Here is a 17,645-nt window from a genome sequence, read left to right as displayed (position 1 = left end):
ATGACTAGCGGCTCCAGAAAATGTGGACTTCGTCAAAGCCCGTCTGGAACACCATGATTTCGCCATTCAGCGCCATGTCGCGGGCGAGCGCGGTCCAGTCGATATAGTACTCGAGTGAGGCCGGAATCTCCGTCCCGCTGTCGCGCGTGATTTCTTCGGCAAAGTCTGCGGCGCTGCGATATTCGCCCGCATAATCCTCAAACGCAGCTTCAGCCTGCGCAAGGTCATCACCAAAATGGCGATAGAGTTTCGCGCCGAGCGCGCCATGCTCGGTAATGAAGGCCGCCAGCGCGCAGACTGTCTCGAAGCTCGCATATTCAGAAATCGTGCAGCCTTCGAACCCTTCATAGTCATGGATCGACCATTCATCCCCGTCCGGCTCGGGCGACGCCGCCAGCATGGCGCGGACCTTGTCCATGACCTCGTCCGGCTCGGTTGCGTCGATCCATGCCCCGTGCAGGCGCCCGTTATTGTAGGCGGCAAGACAGGCGACATAGATGCGTTGTGTCTCCCGCAAATCCGGTCCGGTATCTGTTCCAAGGGGGGCAGGTGTCTCAGGTGAAAGGGTCATGTCAGCCTCGCAAAATGAATCTTCGCCCGCGCACCTTTCCCGGCAGGCGGGAGGGGGCGGACGAAAGGTGCGGGCGCCCGGGCGTATGAGGGCCGGGGGCAAGGCGGGAAGGTAGGAGGCATGGACCAACGCGAGCGGCTCCAGGTCACCGGCGCCTTGCGCGCGGGCCGCGCCCGGGCAGACGCGCCGTCCGCCTCCTCACGGCTGCAGGGAAAGCTTGTCCACACCTGCGAGCGCCAGACAGGCAGGCTGGCGCCGTGGACACGAATCCGTCCAGACTCGTCAGCTATGGCCTTGCATATACGAGACTTCCGGGAAGCTGACCGCGCAGCATTGATCGCGCTTTGGGAGGCGTGCGCGCTGACCCGTCCGTGGAATGATCCGGATGCCGATGTGGACCGGGCGGTGACGTCACGAGACGCTACGATCCTCGTCGGCACGGTGGATGACGTGGTCTTCGCCAGTGTCATGGCTGGTCATGACGGCCATCGCGGCTGGATCTACTATCTGGCTGTGAGCCCTGACCGCAAGGCCCGCGGCCATGGACGTGAAATGATGGCCGAAGCCGAGCTGTGGCTAAAGGCGCGCGGTGCGCCGAAGGTGCAGCTCATGGTTCGCCAAGGCAATGAGACCGCAGCCGCCTTTTACACCGCGCTTGGATACGAACGCCAGGATGTCACCGTCCTCGGCAAATGGCTCACGCCATCGCCTGAGGCCGAATGAGGCTTCGACAGGCCACGCGCGCCTGACCCCTCTGGCCGCAAGGCCAGTGGGAAGCAAAGCGCGGCCCCCGCCGGCGAGCCCCCGCAGCACGTGTCCTCCCGGCAGGGAGGACACGTGACCGGAGACGAGCCGGGCCGGCCAGATGACATGGAAGAGGGTGAGGGCTCTCGCCGCCCGGACAGCCCCGCGCCAGCGGGCGGGGGAGGGGCGATGCCTTCAGATATTCCGTCAACGTCTTGAGCAGATGATCGGCAGCTCCTGCATCAGGTTCGTGAACTCAGGTGTTCATTCGGGTCGGCTTTTTATTGGCTGATAGGGGTTAGAGGTTTTCCTCAAGCAGTTCGCGATATCCGCCGTCACGCAGGCGTTGGCCTTTTGTGAGCAAACGTGCCATCTCCGACTTCATGGCGCTGGACGGACCAGCCCAGTCTTTCCTGACGCGATCCTCACCATAGAAGATCATCGCCGTTTCGCGATAGGTCATACCAGCTTCAAAGGCATCAAGCGCGATCAAGGCGTTGCGGTAGCCAAGTCCCTTGCGTGACCAGGTAGGCGACGTTGCTTCGGGATCATAGACGCGGTGGGCACGTTTGAGCGTCTCGATATATTCGTCAGGGCAATCGAAGCCGGAAACGGAAAACTCCATCTTTACGGGTTCACCGCATAGGAGTGACTTGCCGCTGCAGCGGATCTGGACGGAGCAGTTTGCCCCTTTGACGAGGAAGTGCTCGCGGCCGGCAGCATCGGTCAGGTGCACAATTCTGCAAAGGCGTGTGCCCTTCTCGAAGATTTCGTCAACTTCGTCAGGATCACGCTCACGGACATGGACCGCGATCTTGCGAGGGAATGTCTGATCGGACCAGAAGACATCTGTCGATAGCGCAGTCTGGCCGGGATCGGGAAAGTAGAGGAGCCCCCAGGCTTCGGCGGCGAGGTCCTGCTCAACCAGCTTCAACAGCTTGATGCCATGACATGCGGTCCCCGTTTCCAGCTGAGGTAGTACGGCGTAGGCATCGTCCCTCAGGGCAGGATTGCGCCTCGCGAACTCCCAAGCCCAGTTCCCGCGAGAGAGATTGGCGGTGTAGTTATACCTAACGAGCATATCGCTCAGGTCTTCTATCGTGCGAATAAGCATGTATCAGCCTCCCGCGTCAGGGGAATGCAGGACATGTGCCAATTTCAATCTATCATGGAGATTGCAAGGTTGCTTGCCTAAGGCAAAAGGGCACGCAAATGTGTGCTTACCGGACTAAAAGCACTGAACACACAAAAGCTGATTGAGCGTGTTCTGACTGCGTCGTTCGTCCAGACAAATTGGAGCTCGCAACAGTCAATAAGGATTGGTCTCTCACGTCGCAACTATTCAGCGGATTTTCGTTCTTTCAATATGTCCAGGGCTACGTCGACGATCATATCCTCCTGGCCACCAACCATACGCCTACGTCCTAGTTCAACCAGGATTTCACGCGTATCGATCCCATAATCTTTCGCTGCCTTCTCTGAATGCCGGAGGAAGGATGAGTACACGCCGGCATAGCCAAGTGAAAGCGTTTCGCGATCAACGCGAACGGGGCGGTCCTGGAGTGGGCGGACAAGTTCCTCGGCAGCATCCATGAGCGCAAAAAGATCGCATCCATGCTTCCATCCCTTTCGCTCGGCGGCTGCGATGAACACTTCAAGCGGCGCGTTTCCGGCCCCGGCACCCATGCCGGCCAGCGAAGCGTCCACGCGTCTTGCGCCATATTGAACGCCGACAATGGAATTGGCTACGCCTAGGGACAGATTGTGGTGGGCGTGGATACCCCGTTCAGTTTCAGGGTTCAGGACCTTGTCATAGGCTTGAAGCCGGGCGATGTATCCATCCATGTCGAGCGCGCCGCCACTGTCGGTGACATATATACATTCGGCACCATAGCTTTCCATCATGGCGGCTGGTTCAGCCAATTTCTCAGGCTCGACCATGTGGGACATCATAAGAAAGCCAACCGTGTCCATAGCCAGATCGCTGGCAACACCGATATGCTGTTTCGATACGTCGGCTTCCGTGCAGTGTGTAGCGATCCTGACAGACCTGACGCCAAGCTTGTAGGCATGCTTCAGCTCCTCGATCGTTCCGATCCCAGGAAGGAGGAGCGTCGTCAGTTTCGCCGTTTTCACTGAATCCGCGACGGCTTCAATCCATTCCCAGTCGGTGTGGGCGCCAAAGCCATAATTGAAGCTTGAGCCATTCAGGCCGTCTCCATGGGCAATCTCGATTGCGTCGACTCCGGCCTGGTCAAGGGCTGCGGCAATCTTGCTGACGTGCTCGATACCGTATTGGTGCCGGATCGCATGCATCCCGTCGCGCAAAGTGACGTCCTGAATGTAGAGATTGTCGGATTTGGGATCAAATGCCATCAGGCAGTCTCCTTGGCTCGCCGCCGTGCGGCGATCTTCTCAGCGGTCGCAATGCCAGCTGATGTCATTATGTCGAGATTTCCCGCGTATGCAGGCAAATAGTGGGCGGCACCCTCGACTTCCAGGAAAACGCTGGTCTTGATACCTTCGAATGTGCCCAGGCCGGGAATCTTGACTGGGTTGTTCAAAACGAGCCGTTCGAACTGAACCTTTTGCTTCATCCGATAGCCGGGCACATAGGCGTTGACCTTTGCAACCATTGCTTCGATTGAGGCCTCAATTGTCGGCTCATCTGCGCCACTAGAGAGGGTGAATACCGTATCGCGCATGATCATCGGAGGCTCCGCCGGGTTCAGGACGATTATGGCTTTGCCTTTCCGGGCTCCTCCAACCTCTTCTATACCCTTTGAGGTGGTCTCGGTGAATTCATCAATGTTGGCCCGCGTTCCCGGCCCGGCTGACTTGGAGGCGATGGAAGCGACGATCTCCGCATAGTGGACTGTCGCGACGGATGCTACTGCTGCCACGATTGGGATCGTCGCCTGCCCGCCGCAAGTGACCATGTTGACATTTGACGCATCCAGATGCGCGTCACCATTGACGACGGGTATGACATACGGCCCGATCGCCGCAGGCGTGAGGTCGATCATCACCTTTCCGGCGGACGTGACGACTTCATTGTGCCGCTTGTGTGCGCCAGCAGATGTCGCATCAAAGACAATTCCGATTTCGGGCCACACGTCGAGCTTAACGAGACCCTCAATTCCTTCATGCGTGGTCGCGATACCCATGCGCTTTGCCCGGGCAAGGCCGTCCGAGTCGGGATCGATCCCGACCATCGCGCCCATTTCGAGACCCTTTGACTTGCGTATGACCTTGATCATGAGGTCAGTTCCGATATTTCCGGATCCGATGATCGCAACCTTGGTCTTCTTGAGAGTTGTCATTTCCAATGTCTCCTATTTCGCCGCAATTGCGAGGCGAACCGACCCAATACCTTCGATATCTGCTTCAAACAGATCACCAGGCTCCATTGAGGCCATCGGGCCAAGAGCACCTGTCAGAACGACGTCGCCGGCCTTGAGAGGTGCTCCGAGCTCTGCGCATTTTCGTGCGAGCCAGAGTGCGGCGTTTAGCGGATTTCCAAGGCACGCGATGCCGGCGCCATATGAAACCGGGCGTCCATTGCATTTCATCACCATGCCAGCATTGACGAGATCAAGCCCATGCAGTGCACGAACAGGACCGCCCAGGACATATAGGCCTGATGAGGCGTTATCCGCGATCGTATCCGAAATGCGGATATCCCAGTCCTTGATACGACTGCCCACAATTTCGATGGCAGGCACGACGTGGTCTATGGCTCGGATCAGTTCGCTTGGCGTTGTATCCTGCGCGTTGATGTCCCTGCCGAGTATAACGGCTATTTCAGCCTCGGCCTTGGGTTGTTGAGTTGCTGACAAGGGAATTTCATCACCGTCGCAATATTCCATATCCGCGTAGAGGACGCCAAAATCGGGCTGGTCTACGCCCAGTTGATTTTGAACTGCCGCTGACGTCAGGCCAATTTTCCTGCCAACAATTCGTCGTCCTGCGGACACCCACCGGGCTGTGTTGATCGCCTGGACCTCGTATCCGGCTTGCGGATCAAGACCAATGAGATCACGCACTGGTGCGCAGTAGGTTTGTCCCGCGTGTGCGTCGAACAGTGCATCCGCAGCCTTCTGAATTTCATCTCTGGAGATCATGGTCTGGTTCGCGTCCGTAAGTGACTTGGAATGTAGATCGCAAACTACGCGATGTACTTGACACTGCAATCCGAGGCAGGCCAACTACTATCACAATGTGATAAATGGAGATCCGTGTGACACGATCCATGTCTTCCTTCGACAAGGCGATGGCCTTGTTCGGAGCGCTTGTTGAGCAAGACGGTGTATTCGAATCAGACGCAATGAGTGTCCAGCTCGGAGTGCCGGAATCGACTCTGTACAGGCATCTGAATGCCCTCCATTCGGCCGGGCTCATCTGCCGATCCAAGCGTGGACGATATTTGCCCAACCCTGTTTTTTTTGAAGAAGCTGGAGGGGTTCACACCACATGCTGTGCTGTCGGAAATAGTACGACCCATTTTGGACCAACTAAGTGTCGCGTTGGAAACCACGACCCACTTTGGCATTCTGGAGAACGACATGGTTACCTACCTCGCGAAGGCGGTATTTGAAGGAGAGGAGGTGTTCACGCGCGAGAAAGGGCAGCTGGAGGCGTACTGTTCTGCTATCGGCAAGGTGTTGCTCTCGCACATGACGGTCGACGAGCGACAGGCGTATATAACCAGCGGGCCCTTTCCAAAGCTCACGGATAAAACGATCACGGACCCAGCCGAAATCGAACGAGAACTATATCGCACGCGCATTAGGGGATTCGGCGTTGACGATGGCGAGGTTCATAACGCACTTTATTGCATCGCTGTGCCAGTCTTCAGTTCGCGGGGAATGGTCGTGGGCGCAATTTCTAGTTCATCTAGCCAGAGGTGGGCGAGTCCTAAAGACCAGCGTGATCGCCTGATTCAGCTCAACGGGGTAGCGCAGTCAATCTCTTCCACCTTAGGGGCCGGCGCCTGATAACGTGGAGATGAGAGGTCAAAAAAATGGGAGCCGCTTAGGCTCCCAGAGTTTGGCGGAGACCTAGCTCCGCCGGAGGAAACAGACTGGTTGTCGTATCTCTTGAGCGTTCCCTGACCTTGAATGGCAGTGAAGTTCAACCTGACACGACACATTTAGGTTGAGCCGCTATCCGGTTGCGCGTCAACCTGGCCGGATACGAATGAGTGGCATCGCTCCCACATTGTGAAACTTTATGAAATCTGCGCGCTCGGGTGAACAGGATTGGAATTCTGTAGGCCTACCCATGATATTTGTGTGTCGAGAATATTCTCGAAAGCGGCCATGCGCGAATAACAGGACCATCTCACATGGACTGCGTTCGGAGTGTTCCAGAAAAGCCGAGAGTAATACGTTAGTACACGGATTAAAATCTCGGAGTCGGGAAATAGTTTGTCGACATCCGGGGCGTCGGGCACTGTCCAATCCGGGAGTCAGATGCACTAAGTTGCGCTGGCGTCTGTTCCGTATGACGAAATTAACAGCGGCATCGATAGCACAGTTGCCTTTGGCCACATGCAAATTTCGATCCTTGCTGCGGAATTTGAGCTAGCGCTGTTCGTAAATAAATATTGACACAACCAAAAAAATCATTTTTCCTCAAAAAAAGAACAAAATCTTGCACTTCAAGCAAGGTAGTTAGGGAGGTATTCAATTATGCCAAAACTAAGCGGCAGTTCCGTTTTGATTACGGGCGGAGCCACGGGAATCGGCCGGGCGGTGGTCCATCATTTTGTCGAGGAGGGTGCCAGATTATGTGTCCTGTGCGTCAATGATGAGCAGGCGAGTTCGTTGCGGGGTGAGTTCGGGGCTGAAGTTGAAACAGTAATTGGGGATGTGCGCAGTCTGGCAGACAATCAGCGCGCTGCGGCCCTTGCCGTGGAGAGATTCGGTGGACCAGAGATCGACAAACTTATCGAGGGCATGACACCGCTCGGATTTGCCGCAAAGCCTGAAGACCATGTAGCGCTATATGCGTTGCTTGCCTGTCCGGTGTCGGCTCGATACGTCACAGGCACAACCATCTTGTCCGATGGCGGTATTGGCGTGGGCTGACCCAGCCTGAACGCGTTCACCAACTAAGTCGAAATTGTGCCAGCGGTGCTGGCGGTCTTTTGGATCAAATCTATGAACCTGCCGGTCTCCAAATTCGCTCATGCTGCCGCTGCTGCTGGGGTGCTTTACTTCTCCCAACCTGGGGCGCTGGCAGAGCAGGGCGTTTTATCGCCCCCCGACATAAGCCCTCGGTCAAATATAGAGATGCCAACTGACGGACGTGTACGGTTTGTTCCTGATAATTTATTTGCCGTCGATTTTGTCTCTGATTCTGTGGGCTGGGCGGGGGGATACTACGGGACACTACTGAAGACCGAGGATGGAGGAGGGCACTGGAAGCGCGAGCCCTTGCCGTTTACGGACTTAATTAGGCGAATCGACTTTGTGGACGAGGCCGTCGGCATTGCTGTCACGAGTAGAGGCAAGATCCTGAGGTCTGAAGACGGGGGAGCGCATTGGGAAGTTGTGCATGTTGAGCCGGGCATTAACTTGCGAGATGTCTACTGTCTCGACGCCCAGACAGCTTGGGTCGTCGGACATGAGGCTACAGTGCTTCACACGTCCGATGGCGGTAAAACGTGGCAAACTCAGGCGTTATCCGGATATCAGGGGCGTGATCTACCGAGATTGAATGGCATTACACGTCTCGAGGACGGGCGGTTGGTTTTGGTTGGGGAGTTCGGCCTGATAGCGTCGTCAATCGATGATGGATTGAGCTGGGAGGTGCTGGACGCGCCCGATGCCTCGGTCACATTCACAGCGGTAGATGCATGGCGTTCGGAGGCGCTAATATCTGGGCTTGGCGGCAAGCTTACAATGGTTCGATTTGGTTCGGACAGTGACGTTGAAGAGGGCTCGGAACGCTTAGAGGACCGTGTCCCGACGATCACAGCTTTGTCCTCGGGGACAGATGCGCATTTGTTCGATCTAACATTAGACCAAGATGGTGACGGAGTGATCGTAGGCCAGGGCGGGGTGGTCCGTGTAAAAGCTGGATTGCCTGTATCGGAATTGCTGCCCCTGGAGAGTAAGCCAGGATTCCTTTGGTACGGAGGAATCTCAAAAACATCTGAACACGGATGGTATATTGTCGTTGGGGCGAACGGTGCCGTACTAAAAACCGAATTCGATGTCTCAGATCCGGAGCCGTTAGTGCGGTGGTAACAGGAGAAGTTCGCTTGTTGCAAATTCAATCAAAGGCTCAAATTCAGTGGTAAGTTATATTTCGAATTTCGTCATAAGATTTCCCAGAATCATTCTGGCAATCGCTTTTCTGGTCACATCGGGGGCGGCTTATTTCGGCGTGACAGGTGTCTCGTTGAAGGTCGTTCTCGAAGATATGCTGCCTGCAAACCATTCGAATGTCGAACTCTATAAGGAGTTCCGGAGTCAGTTTGGTGGAGTCAATAATGTCCTTGTCGAAGTCGAAAATATAGCAGGCGACATCTACAATTCGGACTTTCTTGAAACGTATCGGGAAGTATCAGACGAGTTCTATTTTCACGATAACAATATCCGCCCTCTGTTTGAGGCGGCCAATCTCCGGAAGACGAGATCGGTGGCCGGCGGGGAGGGGCAAATTCTGGTTAGTCCTCTTATGTGGCCGGAAGTGCCCCGCTCTGAGTCTGATATGGAGCATTTCAAACAAATCGTCAGGGGGCAGTTTCTCGGCTCATTGGTTTCACTGGATGAGCATTCAATGCTTATTTCTGCCGAGCTTTCAGAGGAGGTGGATTCTCGGGAGTTCGTCGCCTTTATTGACAATCTAAAATCAGAATTCTCGACGAAAGATGTAAAAATATCAGTCGTTGGCAGACCCGTACTTCTGGGTACGGTTAAGAAATATCTGCCTCAGATGCTGTTGGTTTTTGCGGCGTCTGTGCTGGCTATCGCTGCCGTCCTACTTTTCTATTTCAGATCCTGGGTTGGCGTTGCTGTTCCAATGCTCGTGGCCTTCGCTGTCACGATTTGGGGCTTTGGCGTCATTGGCTTGGTCGGTTACAATCTTGATCCCCTGTTGCTCCTGCTGCCGTTTTTCGTCTTCGCCACTGTCTTATCCCATTCAGTTCAATTCGTTTCGCGCGTTTTCGATGAAATCGAAAATAGTGCCACCATGCGTGATGCAGTAAAAGAAGGCCTTGAGCGCCTTCTGTTCCCGAGCACTGCGGCTGTGATTACCGATGCAGCTGGATTTACGGTTCTGGCTCTGGTGACTATCCCAAGCATACAGTCGCTTGCCTTCATTTGCACGTTTTGGCTTCTAACGCTGACCCCGGGAATTATTGTTGCTGCGGCGTTCATGGCGGTCCTTCGGAAGCCGACAAAATTCCGCACCACCTTACCGGGTCAAGCCGCACTAGCCAAAATATTTGGGCTGAAAACGTCCAGATATGTATTCCTCCCGGCTTTTGTCGCTGCGTTGATTGCGGGCATTTTCATTTCGCAGGGGCTAAAAATAGGTGACGCAGAAGGGAGCCCGATCCTGTGGAAAGATTCCCAATACAACAAAGATGTCAAAAAAATCAACTCAAGCTTTGACCGTGTCGGTACGGATGTAATGCAGGCCTATTTCTCCGGTGATGGAGAGATCATGCTAGATCCGCGTGTGTATCATCAGATCGAAGCATTTGATCGCTATATTTACGAACGAGTTCTTCCGGCAACTCGCGCACAGAGCCTTGTTCCGATTGTAAAAAATATCAACATGGTTTTGTGGGAAGGGGGCCCTTCATACCAAACAATTCCTGATACAGAAGAAGAAATAGGATTTAACATTTACATGTTCCGGTCTGGCGGTGAGCCAGGAGACTTTGCCGCCTATACGAACCCGGAATGGAGCATCGGTAAGCTCTCAATTTATACGGGGGAGCATAGTGCTGACACCGTGAATGCGTTGATGGCGGCGGGCCAAGAATTTCTAAACACCTATCAGTTTTCAGATGGGGAGCCGCGTGTGAGGTTCGCCGGCGGACAGATCGGCATAATTAAGGCGAGCAACGACGAGATCGAGCATAAAGAAAATGTGCTCCTTATTGCCATTATCATCGTTATCGCAGTTAACCTGCTCTGGCTATATCGATCACCCGCAGTTGCAGTCGTGATCATACTTGTACTGACGACATCTCACTTTATCACCATGAGTGTAATGACGCTTATGGACGTGGGGATGAACTTGAATACGCTCCCGCTTGCTGCGTTGGGTTTGGGCCGTGGTGTTGATTACAGCATCTACATGGCAGACCGGATACGCGACGAAATGAGGCACGGCCATGAATTCGCGAAGGCGACGGGCCGGGCGTTCAACACGTCTGGTATTGCCGTGATAGTTACGGCACTGACGATGATACTGCCGCTATTGCCGTGGTACTTCCTGTCTCCGATCAGGTTCCAAGCCGAGATGGGCGTTCTGTTGGCGATCATCTTGATGTTCAACATGGTGGGGGCGCTCACTGTTGTGCCTGCAGCAATCGGCTTGCTGAAGCCGCGGGGATTTCCGTTTAGCACACAGAAGAAAATAGTCAGGGCGATGGTTGGTTAGATTGAGGGCGATAGAGCCTGGCTGCGCATCGGAAAAAATAGAAAGTGAGGGAGAGAAAGATGAACACCAAGAATAAAAAAACTAAAACTAAGTCGCAAAAGCTATGCCTGCTCGGGGCTACAGCATTTTCCACAGTCCTTATGATGCCGCTAGCAGCGAATGCCGAGTCATTGGCTGAAGCGCTGAACCTGCCCGACAATGTCTGGGTGGGCGGACGTCTGACGCAAGGGACGGGCGTCTATTTTGACCGGTATGGTGGTGGAACTGGAGTGGGGCCCTCCCAGTTTGTAGCGCAGCTTCAGGCTGAGTGGACTCCCAATAGCAATGTGACGGTTGTTTCCGATTTTTGGCTGCGCGGCGATTGGTACTATGATCTTGATGACGGAGATTCAATCGGACCTGGCACGCAAGACTTTACTAAGGGCCCTCCGTTTCTAGATCGCTTTGATTTTTTACTCTCGCAGGATGGGGCGCTCACGCTTCCTGAACCGTTTGGTAATAGCGGTGAAGAAAATCGCATACTCGATGATTTCGAGCAGGATGTGATTAGAGAGCTGTCGATAGCGTTTGCTGATTCAGAGGGACGCGCGTCTCTAAAAGTCGGAAAGTTTCAGCGAGGGTGGGGGCAAGCAGATGGTCTGCGCCTTCTTGATATTCTGAACCCACAGGATCTCCGCCAAAGGAGTATATTTACAGACACCGAGGATTTGCGGATACCTCAGTGGAGTGCTGCCCTATCTTTGGATATTGACCAGCTTGGGTTGGCTGCTCCTTTTGAGGGGCTAGGACTCAAGGATCCATCACTGGAAGTGATCTACACTCCGGTGGTACGCCATTCCGAATTCATCGTGAATAATCCCACGCCGAATTCCAGCACGTCCGGAGGGCCCTTCGGACTGCCCTTTCCGAGATTGGTGGAAGGGCAGTCCGGTTTTGGAATGCCTTTGTTGGGAGCAAAGCTGTCGGACAAGGAAACAGACGACTGGGAAGATTCCGAGGTCGGCATGCGGCTAAAATTCGATGTGCTTGGCGGGCAAGGGACAATTAACGGATTTTACGGTTTTCAGGACCTGCCGATAGTCGTCAACACCGGCGCAACAGTTCATATTGGCACTTTTATCGGAGATCCAAATGCGGCGGGTGTAATCAATGTGCCTATTGATCTCCCAACCACCATAGGTGCGACGAATGCGCCTGGCCAGTACGTTGATTTCATCCAGGCTCTCGCAGCTGGTACTGCGGTGCCGGGGGACTTCCCGCTAATTCCGTTCGGCTGCCTTGATATTCTGGATCCGGGCGCTGGAGGGGTGCCGTGTTCTATTACTGCAGATTTTGACCTCGATTACACACTCCGGCAAAAGACCGTCGGCTTCTCATTCACACGGGATATGACGGAGTTCCGATTCGGTAGAAAGGATGTCTCTCCGGTACTGCGTTTGGAGGCGGCATACGAGTTTGACAAACCCTTCAACAAGGGGGTGATTCAGAACCCCTTTGTGCCCGGGCGGATGACCGTCGGCACACCAGCTCTCATCACTACCCGTGACGACACAATCGCGAGACGAGATCAGCTGTCTGTCCTGGTCGGATTTGATTATAATTTCTGGGTGCCGGGGTGGGAATCGCAGCGCAGTTCGATTTTTATGACAACTCAGTTTTTCGAGATCCATACCGAAGATGCTGATGGGCTCCTGTTTCAGGCGCCTTACGCGCTTACAAATGTTGAAGAGAACCAGGAATTCATAACTCAGACGTACACGAAGGGTTTCTTAAACGACAAAGTGACTCTGGATGGCTTGGCGATCTGGGACATGGATAAAGGTGGCGTTGCGATAAGGCAGAGAATAGATTTCTCCGTAGGAGGAGGAAATTGGAAGCCCAGAATTGAAGTGGGCTACTTTAGCGGGAAGGATGAGCAGGGCCTTTTGGGGCTCTATAACAAATCGGACTACGTTGAGTTTTCTCTGACCTACCAATTCTAGAGAAACATAACGATAACGCAAAGATGTCTGGTTCTTGATGATGGAGAAGAAAATGAAACGGTTAAGCTTGAAAAGCTTTCTGATCGGAGCGACGGCGCTTATGGCAGTTGCGACTGCAGCAACGCCCGTAGCGAATGCACAAGAAGATTATATCGAGCGCTGGAAGGCGTTTGCCAAGGAGACGGGCTTGCCCGAACACAAAGCCTGGGCTGATATGCTTGACAATGATGAGACCCGAAAACTTGAGAAAGAGTGGAAGGATTTCAGAGGTTACACGGCCTCGAGCCTCATAGAGGACGCCGATATTCCGGGCGAGCTAAAACCAGGGTTAATCATCACGAAAGACAACCTGGCGTCAATGCCTTGGTTGTCAGACTATCTTCCAAAGTTCTGGATTGATCGGCTCAATAGTGAGTGGATGGGTGTCAAGGGTATCCGCATTGTTCCCACGAACCATTATTATATGCAGAAAGCTCTGCTCGATGCGACCAAGAAGCTGGGCAAAGATCCCTTCACGATTAATGAAAAGGGTGAGCTGGTAGACAGGGACGGAAAAAATGGCGTTCTCACAAAGAGCGGATTGCCTTTCCTGACACCAAAAAATGGTGATGAACTAAACTGGTTGTTCAATGCGCACGGCGTGGGAACAGAAGATCTCTGGTTCAACCCGGTACTGATGACCGGCTGTAGCTCCAGCAATAAGGTCGAACGCTCTTACACAGGCAATATTTGGTGGCGCAAGATGGCGGGTAGAGTTGGTAAAACTCCGCTCGGTAATGTTCCGGGATATGAAGGTGTCACCGAAGCGGGTTCTTTGCTACTAACTTCGCCTAGGGATGTGCGAGGATTAGCCGGTGTCCGACTTCGGTACGCGGATGCTGACAAAGATGACAACTTCAGGATTTTCATCCCTACGCTCCGTCGTACTCGCACTCTTACTGGTACCAATGGCCAAGATCCAATTGCTCCGTCTCTGGAGCTCACTTGGGACGAATGGCGTAGTCAGTGGACCAAAACTGATAAACGCAAATTCAAGTACACCATGGTTAAAGAGGGCTTCGTATTAGCCGCACCGGAGGTTGGTGCAGCATACGATCCTTATCGTCCGGATGAGGCGCATTGCGCTTTGACGGGAATTGTTGACATGGAGCTGAGGCCGGTATGGGTTTATGATATCGATGATCTCACCAACAGCTACCAGTACTCCAAAAAACGCATTTGGGTAGATAAGGAACTCTACTATACCCAGTGGATGGAAATGTACGATCGTCGGGGTAACCTATGGCGGACTTGGGACGATTCACGCTGGTGGCAGCCCACAACGGGACGCGCAATGTGGCGTTCACTGATTATTCCAAACTTGATTTCACAACGGCACACGATACTCAGCATGTCGTCGGATTGGGAGAAAGTTGATCAGATGGACAATTCTTTGTTCGACGTCGATAAATTGAGAGACAAACGCTAGTCACTCTCGGGTTGGCATTCATCAAGATTGCCAACCCGCACGTGCTGCCGAGCTACGATTCACACCGAAGAAAATTGGAACTATTCCGTCTTGGTCACAGGCCGGAAACTGGTTGTGCGGTTGTAAAGAACATAGTGGCGGCAAGGCGGACCCGGCAGTATTGGAAGACATTCTTATGGGAAGTTATAGAACGACATACCAGAAATGGGAATCGGCACCTGATAAGTTTTGGGAGGCAGCGTCTCATGCCGTGGAGTGGTATAGACCTTACGACGTACTCAGAGAATCGAAAGATCATGCGACCCGTTGGTTTGTCGGCGCCGAATGCAACATATGCTGGAATGCTTTGGACCGTCATGTGCGCGATGGCCGTGGAGATGATCTGGCGTTGATTTACGATAGCGCAATGACGGGAGCGGTGCGGAAGTATACTTATTCTGAACTACTCGATGAGGTTGGTATACTTGCGACCGTGCTAAAAGAGCGTGGGGTGAATGCCGGCGATCGGGTCTTGATTTACATGCCAATGGTTCCCGAGGCTGTGATTGCGATGCTTGCGACGGCGCGCATCGGAGCAGTCCATGTGGTCGTATTCGGGGGGTTCGCAGCTAGAGAGCTTGCCACTCGAATCGAGGACGCGACGCCAAGAATTGTGTTGTCAGCGTCCTGCGGGCTCGAGCCTGGTCGTATCGTTGAGTACAAGCCTCTCCTTGATGAGGCGATCAGGCTCAGCCCGCACAAACCTGAGTGTTCAATCATTTTCCAGCGTTCTAGCAGGACGTGCGAGCTTGAGCATGAGCGGGACTTCGACTGGGCCGCCCTGGTTGAAACCGCAAGAACGGCTGGCGAGAGAGCCGAATGTGTGAGCGTGGCGTCTACCGACCCGCTATACATTCTGCATACATCGGGGACGACTGGAAAGCCGAAGGGTATCGTCAGGGATCACGGGGGGTATGCGGTCGCTCTCAAATGGTCGATGGAATATGTATACAATGTCAAACCGGGAGAGGTGTTCTGGGCCGCATCGGATGTAGGATGGGTCGTCGGTCATTCGTATATTGTGTATGGTCCGCTTCTTAACGCCAGTGCGACGATACTGTTTGAAGGAAAGCCGGTCGGAACACCAGACGCTGCAACCTTTTGGAGGGTGATTGAGCGGCACCGGGTTAATACGCTCTTTACGGCACCCACGGCGTTAAGGGCGATTAAGAAAGTCGACCCAGCAGGTTCATTACTTTCCGGTTACGATCATTCCGGTTTCAGACAGCTGTTTCTTGCGGGTGAACGAGCAGATACTGACACGATCCAGTGGGCAGAGCGTCTCCTTGATGTGCCAGTCGTAGATCACTGGTGGCAGACTGAAACAGGGTGGCCGATCGCAGCCAATCCGTTGGGAATAGAACAGCTGCCAACAGAATATGGTTCTAGCACAGTTCCTATGCCTGGATTTGATGTTCGCATTGTGGATGAGAGCGGTTCTGAAATGCCGCAAGGTGGGCACGGAGCTATTGTCATAAAGCTGCCGCTTCCACCGGGGTGTTTGCTGTCACTGTGGGAAGACGATGAGGCATTTCTAAAATCATACTTTGAGGAATATCCCGGATACTACAAGACCGGGGATGCCGGATATATAGACGATAAGGGCTACATCTTCGTCATGAGCCGCGTTGACGACATTATTAACGTTGCGGGTCATCGCCTGTCCACTGGTGCAATCGAGGAAGTGGTGGCGGCGCATCCAGATGTCGCGGAGTGCGCCGTTATTGGAGTTGCAGATTCTTTGAAGGGAGAATTACCAATTGGGCTCATCGTTTTGAACGATGGGGTCACGCGTGCAGAGGAAGAAATTACGAGAGAAATCGTAAACTTGGTGAGAACCGAAATTGGTCCGGTAACTGCCTTCAAGCGCGTCATCGTTGTCGATCAACTTCCAAAAACAAGGTCGGGAAAGATTCTACGGAGAACGATCAAGAGCATTGCGGAGTCGCAAGACTATGTAGTTCCGGCGACGATCGATGACCCGCAGGTATTGAATGATATCACTTCAGCCATTGCTCGGTAGGCGCGTATCCGGCCTCACCACAATGGCAAATGTCTTGGCGGCCCACGGATGAGTAATTTTTGAATCTGGAATTGACGCCAGAAAGGGAAAACATGAAAGCTTATATCTACGAGAATACAGGGCCAGCTGCGGACGTATTGACGCTGCGGGAGATGGTGATGCCGGCGCCTGGGGCCGGCGAAGTTCGGGTGCGGTTAAAATGGTCGGGTGTGAACCCTTCTGATGTCAAAACCCGCAGTGGGCACATCCCCTCCACAATCCCATTTCCACGCATTCCTCATAGTGACGGAGCCGGACTGGTTGATATGATTGGTGATGGCGTTGACGATTTTCAGCCGGGCGATGCGGTTTGGGTCTGGAATGCCGCATGGAACAGAAGCAATGGAACTGCCGCTGAGTTCGTTGTGCTGCCTTCTGAGCAGGTCGAGCATATGCCGGACGGGCTGGCGCTTGAGAACGGTGCATGTCTCGGCATTCCTGCAATGACCGCCTGTCATGCCGTCGCAACTGACGGAGGAGTTCGAGGGCAGATTGTCCTCGTCGCGGGTGGCGCAGGTGCGGTTGGCCATTACGCGATTCAGGCGGCAAAATTTTGTGGTGCCAGAATTGTCATTGCGACAGTCAGCAGTGAGGAGAAGGCGGCCCTAGCGAGGCGCGCAGGAGCAGATTTTGTATTCAACTACAAAACAGACACGCTGGTCGAAGAAATCAACAAGGTTACGGACCATCGGGGCGTCGACCGGATAATCGAAGTAGACCTGGCTGCCAACATTCAAACAGACGTGGCGATTATGAAAGAGGGGGGGCTGGCCGTCATCTATGGCAGCAGTCAAAAAGAAATCGCTTTACCTTTCTCGCCGTCAATCGGACGCAATATCTGTTATCGCTTTTTCATCGTGTACAAATTATCCAGGTCAGATAGGCAAAGAGCCCTGTTGGTGCTCCAAGACATGCTTAAGGACAAGAACGTCCTGCATAATATTGCAAAAAAGGTGAGCTTTGCAAATCTCGTGGAAGCCCATGAACTGGTTGAGAGCGGAGCGTTGCCGGGCAATGTCGTTTTGAGAATTGAATAGTTCGGCGGAGAGCTATGCTGTCAAGTTATTTGGAGCAGCAGGATACCTCCCGAGGGGCTTTCCGGACTTGCTTTTTGGAGCCGGCCTTCACGGACGCACAGAGACAATTTTG

14 protein-coding genes are annotated in these 17,645 nt (G+C 53.6%); 9 read left to right on the top strand and 5 right to left on the bottom strand.

The features are described 5' to 3' along the window. Nucleotides 1–4: 4 nt before the first annotated feature. Nucleotides 5–571 carry an antirestriction protein ArdA gene (locus HOC_RS18740; protein WP_084146458.1) on the bottom strand — a complete coding sequence of 189 codons (567 nt, stop codon included), beginning with the start codon at nucleotides 569–571 and terminating at the stop codon, nucleotides 5–7. 120 nt (nucleotides 572–691) lie between these two features. On the opposite strand from HOC_RS18740, the gene HOC_RS18735 reads away from it, so the two are divergent. Next, a complete protein-coding gene (locus tag HOC_RS18735) occupies nucleotides 692–1,294 on the top strand; it encodes a GNAT family acetyltransferase (RefSeq protein ID WP_206741615.1) in 603 nt (200 codons plus the stop codon). Nucleotides 1,295–1,613: 319 nt separating this feature from the next. Here the strand turns inward: HOC_RS18735 and HOC_RS21555 are convergent, their stop codons facing one another. The 4 genes from HOC_RS21555 to HOC_RS18715 form a co-directional block, all read right to left on the bottom strand. Beyond that, nucleotides 1,614–2,429, bottom strand: a complete 816-nt coding sequence (locus tag HOC_RS21555) for a DNA -binding domain-containing protein (RefSeq protein ID WP_051625104.1) — start codon at nucleotides 2,427–2,429, stop codon at nucleotides 1,614–1,616. 224 nt (nucleotides 2,430–2,653) lie between these two features. Next, nucleotides 2,654–3,691 (bottom strand): 4-hydroxy-2-oxovalerate aldolase, encoded by a 1,038-nt coding sequence (dmpG, locus tag HOC_RS18725; RefSeq protein WP_035541371.1) that lies wholly within the window; start codon nucleotides 3,689–3,691, stop codon nucleotides 2,654–2,656. Beyond that, the gene (locus tag HOC_RS18720; protein ID WP_084146457.1) at nucleotides 3,691–4,638 is read right to left on the bottom strand and encodes an acetaldehyde dehydrogenase (acetylating); all 948 of its coding nucleotides are present in this window, start codon (nucleotides 4,636–4,638) and stop codon (nucleotides 3,691–3,693) included. Before HOC_RS18720 ends, dmpG begins: the two co-directional genes overlap by 1 nt. A gap of 12 nt (nucleotides 4,639–4,650) precedes the next feature. After that, nucleotides 4,651–5,439, bottom strand: a complete 789-nt coding sequence (locus tag HOC_RS18715) for a 2-keto-4-pentenoate hydratase (protein WP_035541369.1) — start codon at nucleotides 5,437–5,439, stop codon at nucleotides 4,651–4,653. Nucleotides 5,440–5,691: 252 nt separating this feature from the next. On the opposite strand from HOC_RS18715, the gene HOC_RS18710 reads away from it, so the two are divergent. From HOC_RS18710 to HOC_RS18675, 8 genes are all read left to right on the top strand, one after another. Then, on the top strand, nucleotides 5,692–6,312 hold the full coding sequence (locus HOC_RS18710) for an IclR family transcriptional regulator (RefSeq protein ID WP_051625103.1): 621 nt from the start codon (nucleotides 5,692–5,694) through the stop codon (nucleotides 6,310–6,312). Nucleotides 6,313–7,008: 696 nt separating this feature from the next. Continuing rightward, nucleotides 7,009–7,407: an SDR family oxidoreductase gene (locus HOC_RS18705; RefSeq protein WP_035541368.1), complete on the top strand. Its 399-nt coding sequence runs from the start codon at nucleotides 7,009–7,011 to the stop codon at nucleotides 7,405–7,407. Between the two features lie 72 nt (nucleotides 7,408–7,479). Beyond that, on the top strand, nucleotides 7,480–8,571 hold the full coding sequence (locus HOC_RS18700) for a WD40/YVTN/BNR-like repeat-containing protein (RefSeq protein ID WP_035541366.1): 1,092 nt from the start codon (nucleotides 7,480–7,482) through the stop codon (nucleotides 8,569–8,571). Nucleotides 8,572–8,617: 46 nt separating this feature from the next. After that, nucleotides 8,618–10,945, top strand: coding sequence for an efflux RND transporter permease subunit (locus HOC_RS18695; protein ID WP_051615009.1), 2,328 nt, complete (start codon nucleotides 8,618–8,620; stop codon nucleotides 10,943–10,945). A gap of 59 nt (nucleotides 10,946–11,004) precedes the next feature. Next, nucleotides 11,005–12,927, top strand: a complete 1,923-nt coding sequence (locus tag HOC_RS18690; RefSeq protein ID WP_035541363.1) for a DUF1302 domain-containing protein — start codon at nucleotides 11,005–11,007, stop codon at nucleotides 12,925–12,927. A gap of 37 nt (nucleotides 12,928–12,964) precedes the next feature. Then, entirely contained in the window at nucleotides 12,965–14,395 is a 1,431-nt protein-coding gene (locus HOC_RS18685) for an outer membrane lipoprotein-sorting protein (RefSeq protein WP_081812098.1), read from the top strand. 175 nt (nucleotides 14,396–14,570) lie between these two features. Next, nucleotides 14,571–16,457 (top strand): AMP-binding protein, encoded by a 1,887-nt coding sequence (locus HOC_RS18680; RefSeq protein ID WP_035541361.1) that lies wholly within the window; start codon nucleotides 14,571–14,573, stop codon nucleotides 16,455–16,457. 92 nt (nucleotides 16,458–16,549) lie between these two features. Then, a complete protein-coding gene (locus HOC_RS18675) occupies nucleotides 16,550–17,533 on the top strand; it encodes an NADPH:quinone reductase (RefSeq protein WP_034738356.1) in 984 nt (327 codons plus the stop codon). Nucleotides 17,534–17,645 lie beyond the last annotated feature (112 nt).

It is taken from the genome of Hyphomonas oceanitis SCH89, from assembly GCF_000685295.1.
Lineage (GTDB): Bacteria > Pseudomonadota > Alphaproteobacteria > Caulobacterales > Hyphomonadaceae > Hyphomonas > Hyphomonas oceanitis.
This window is presented reverse-complemented; position numbering and strand designations above follow the sequence as displayed.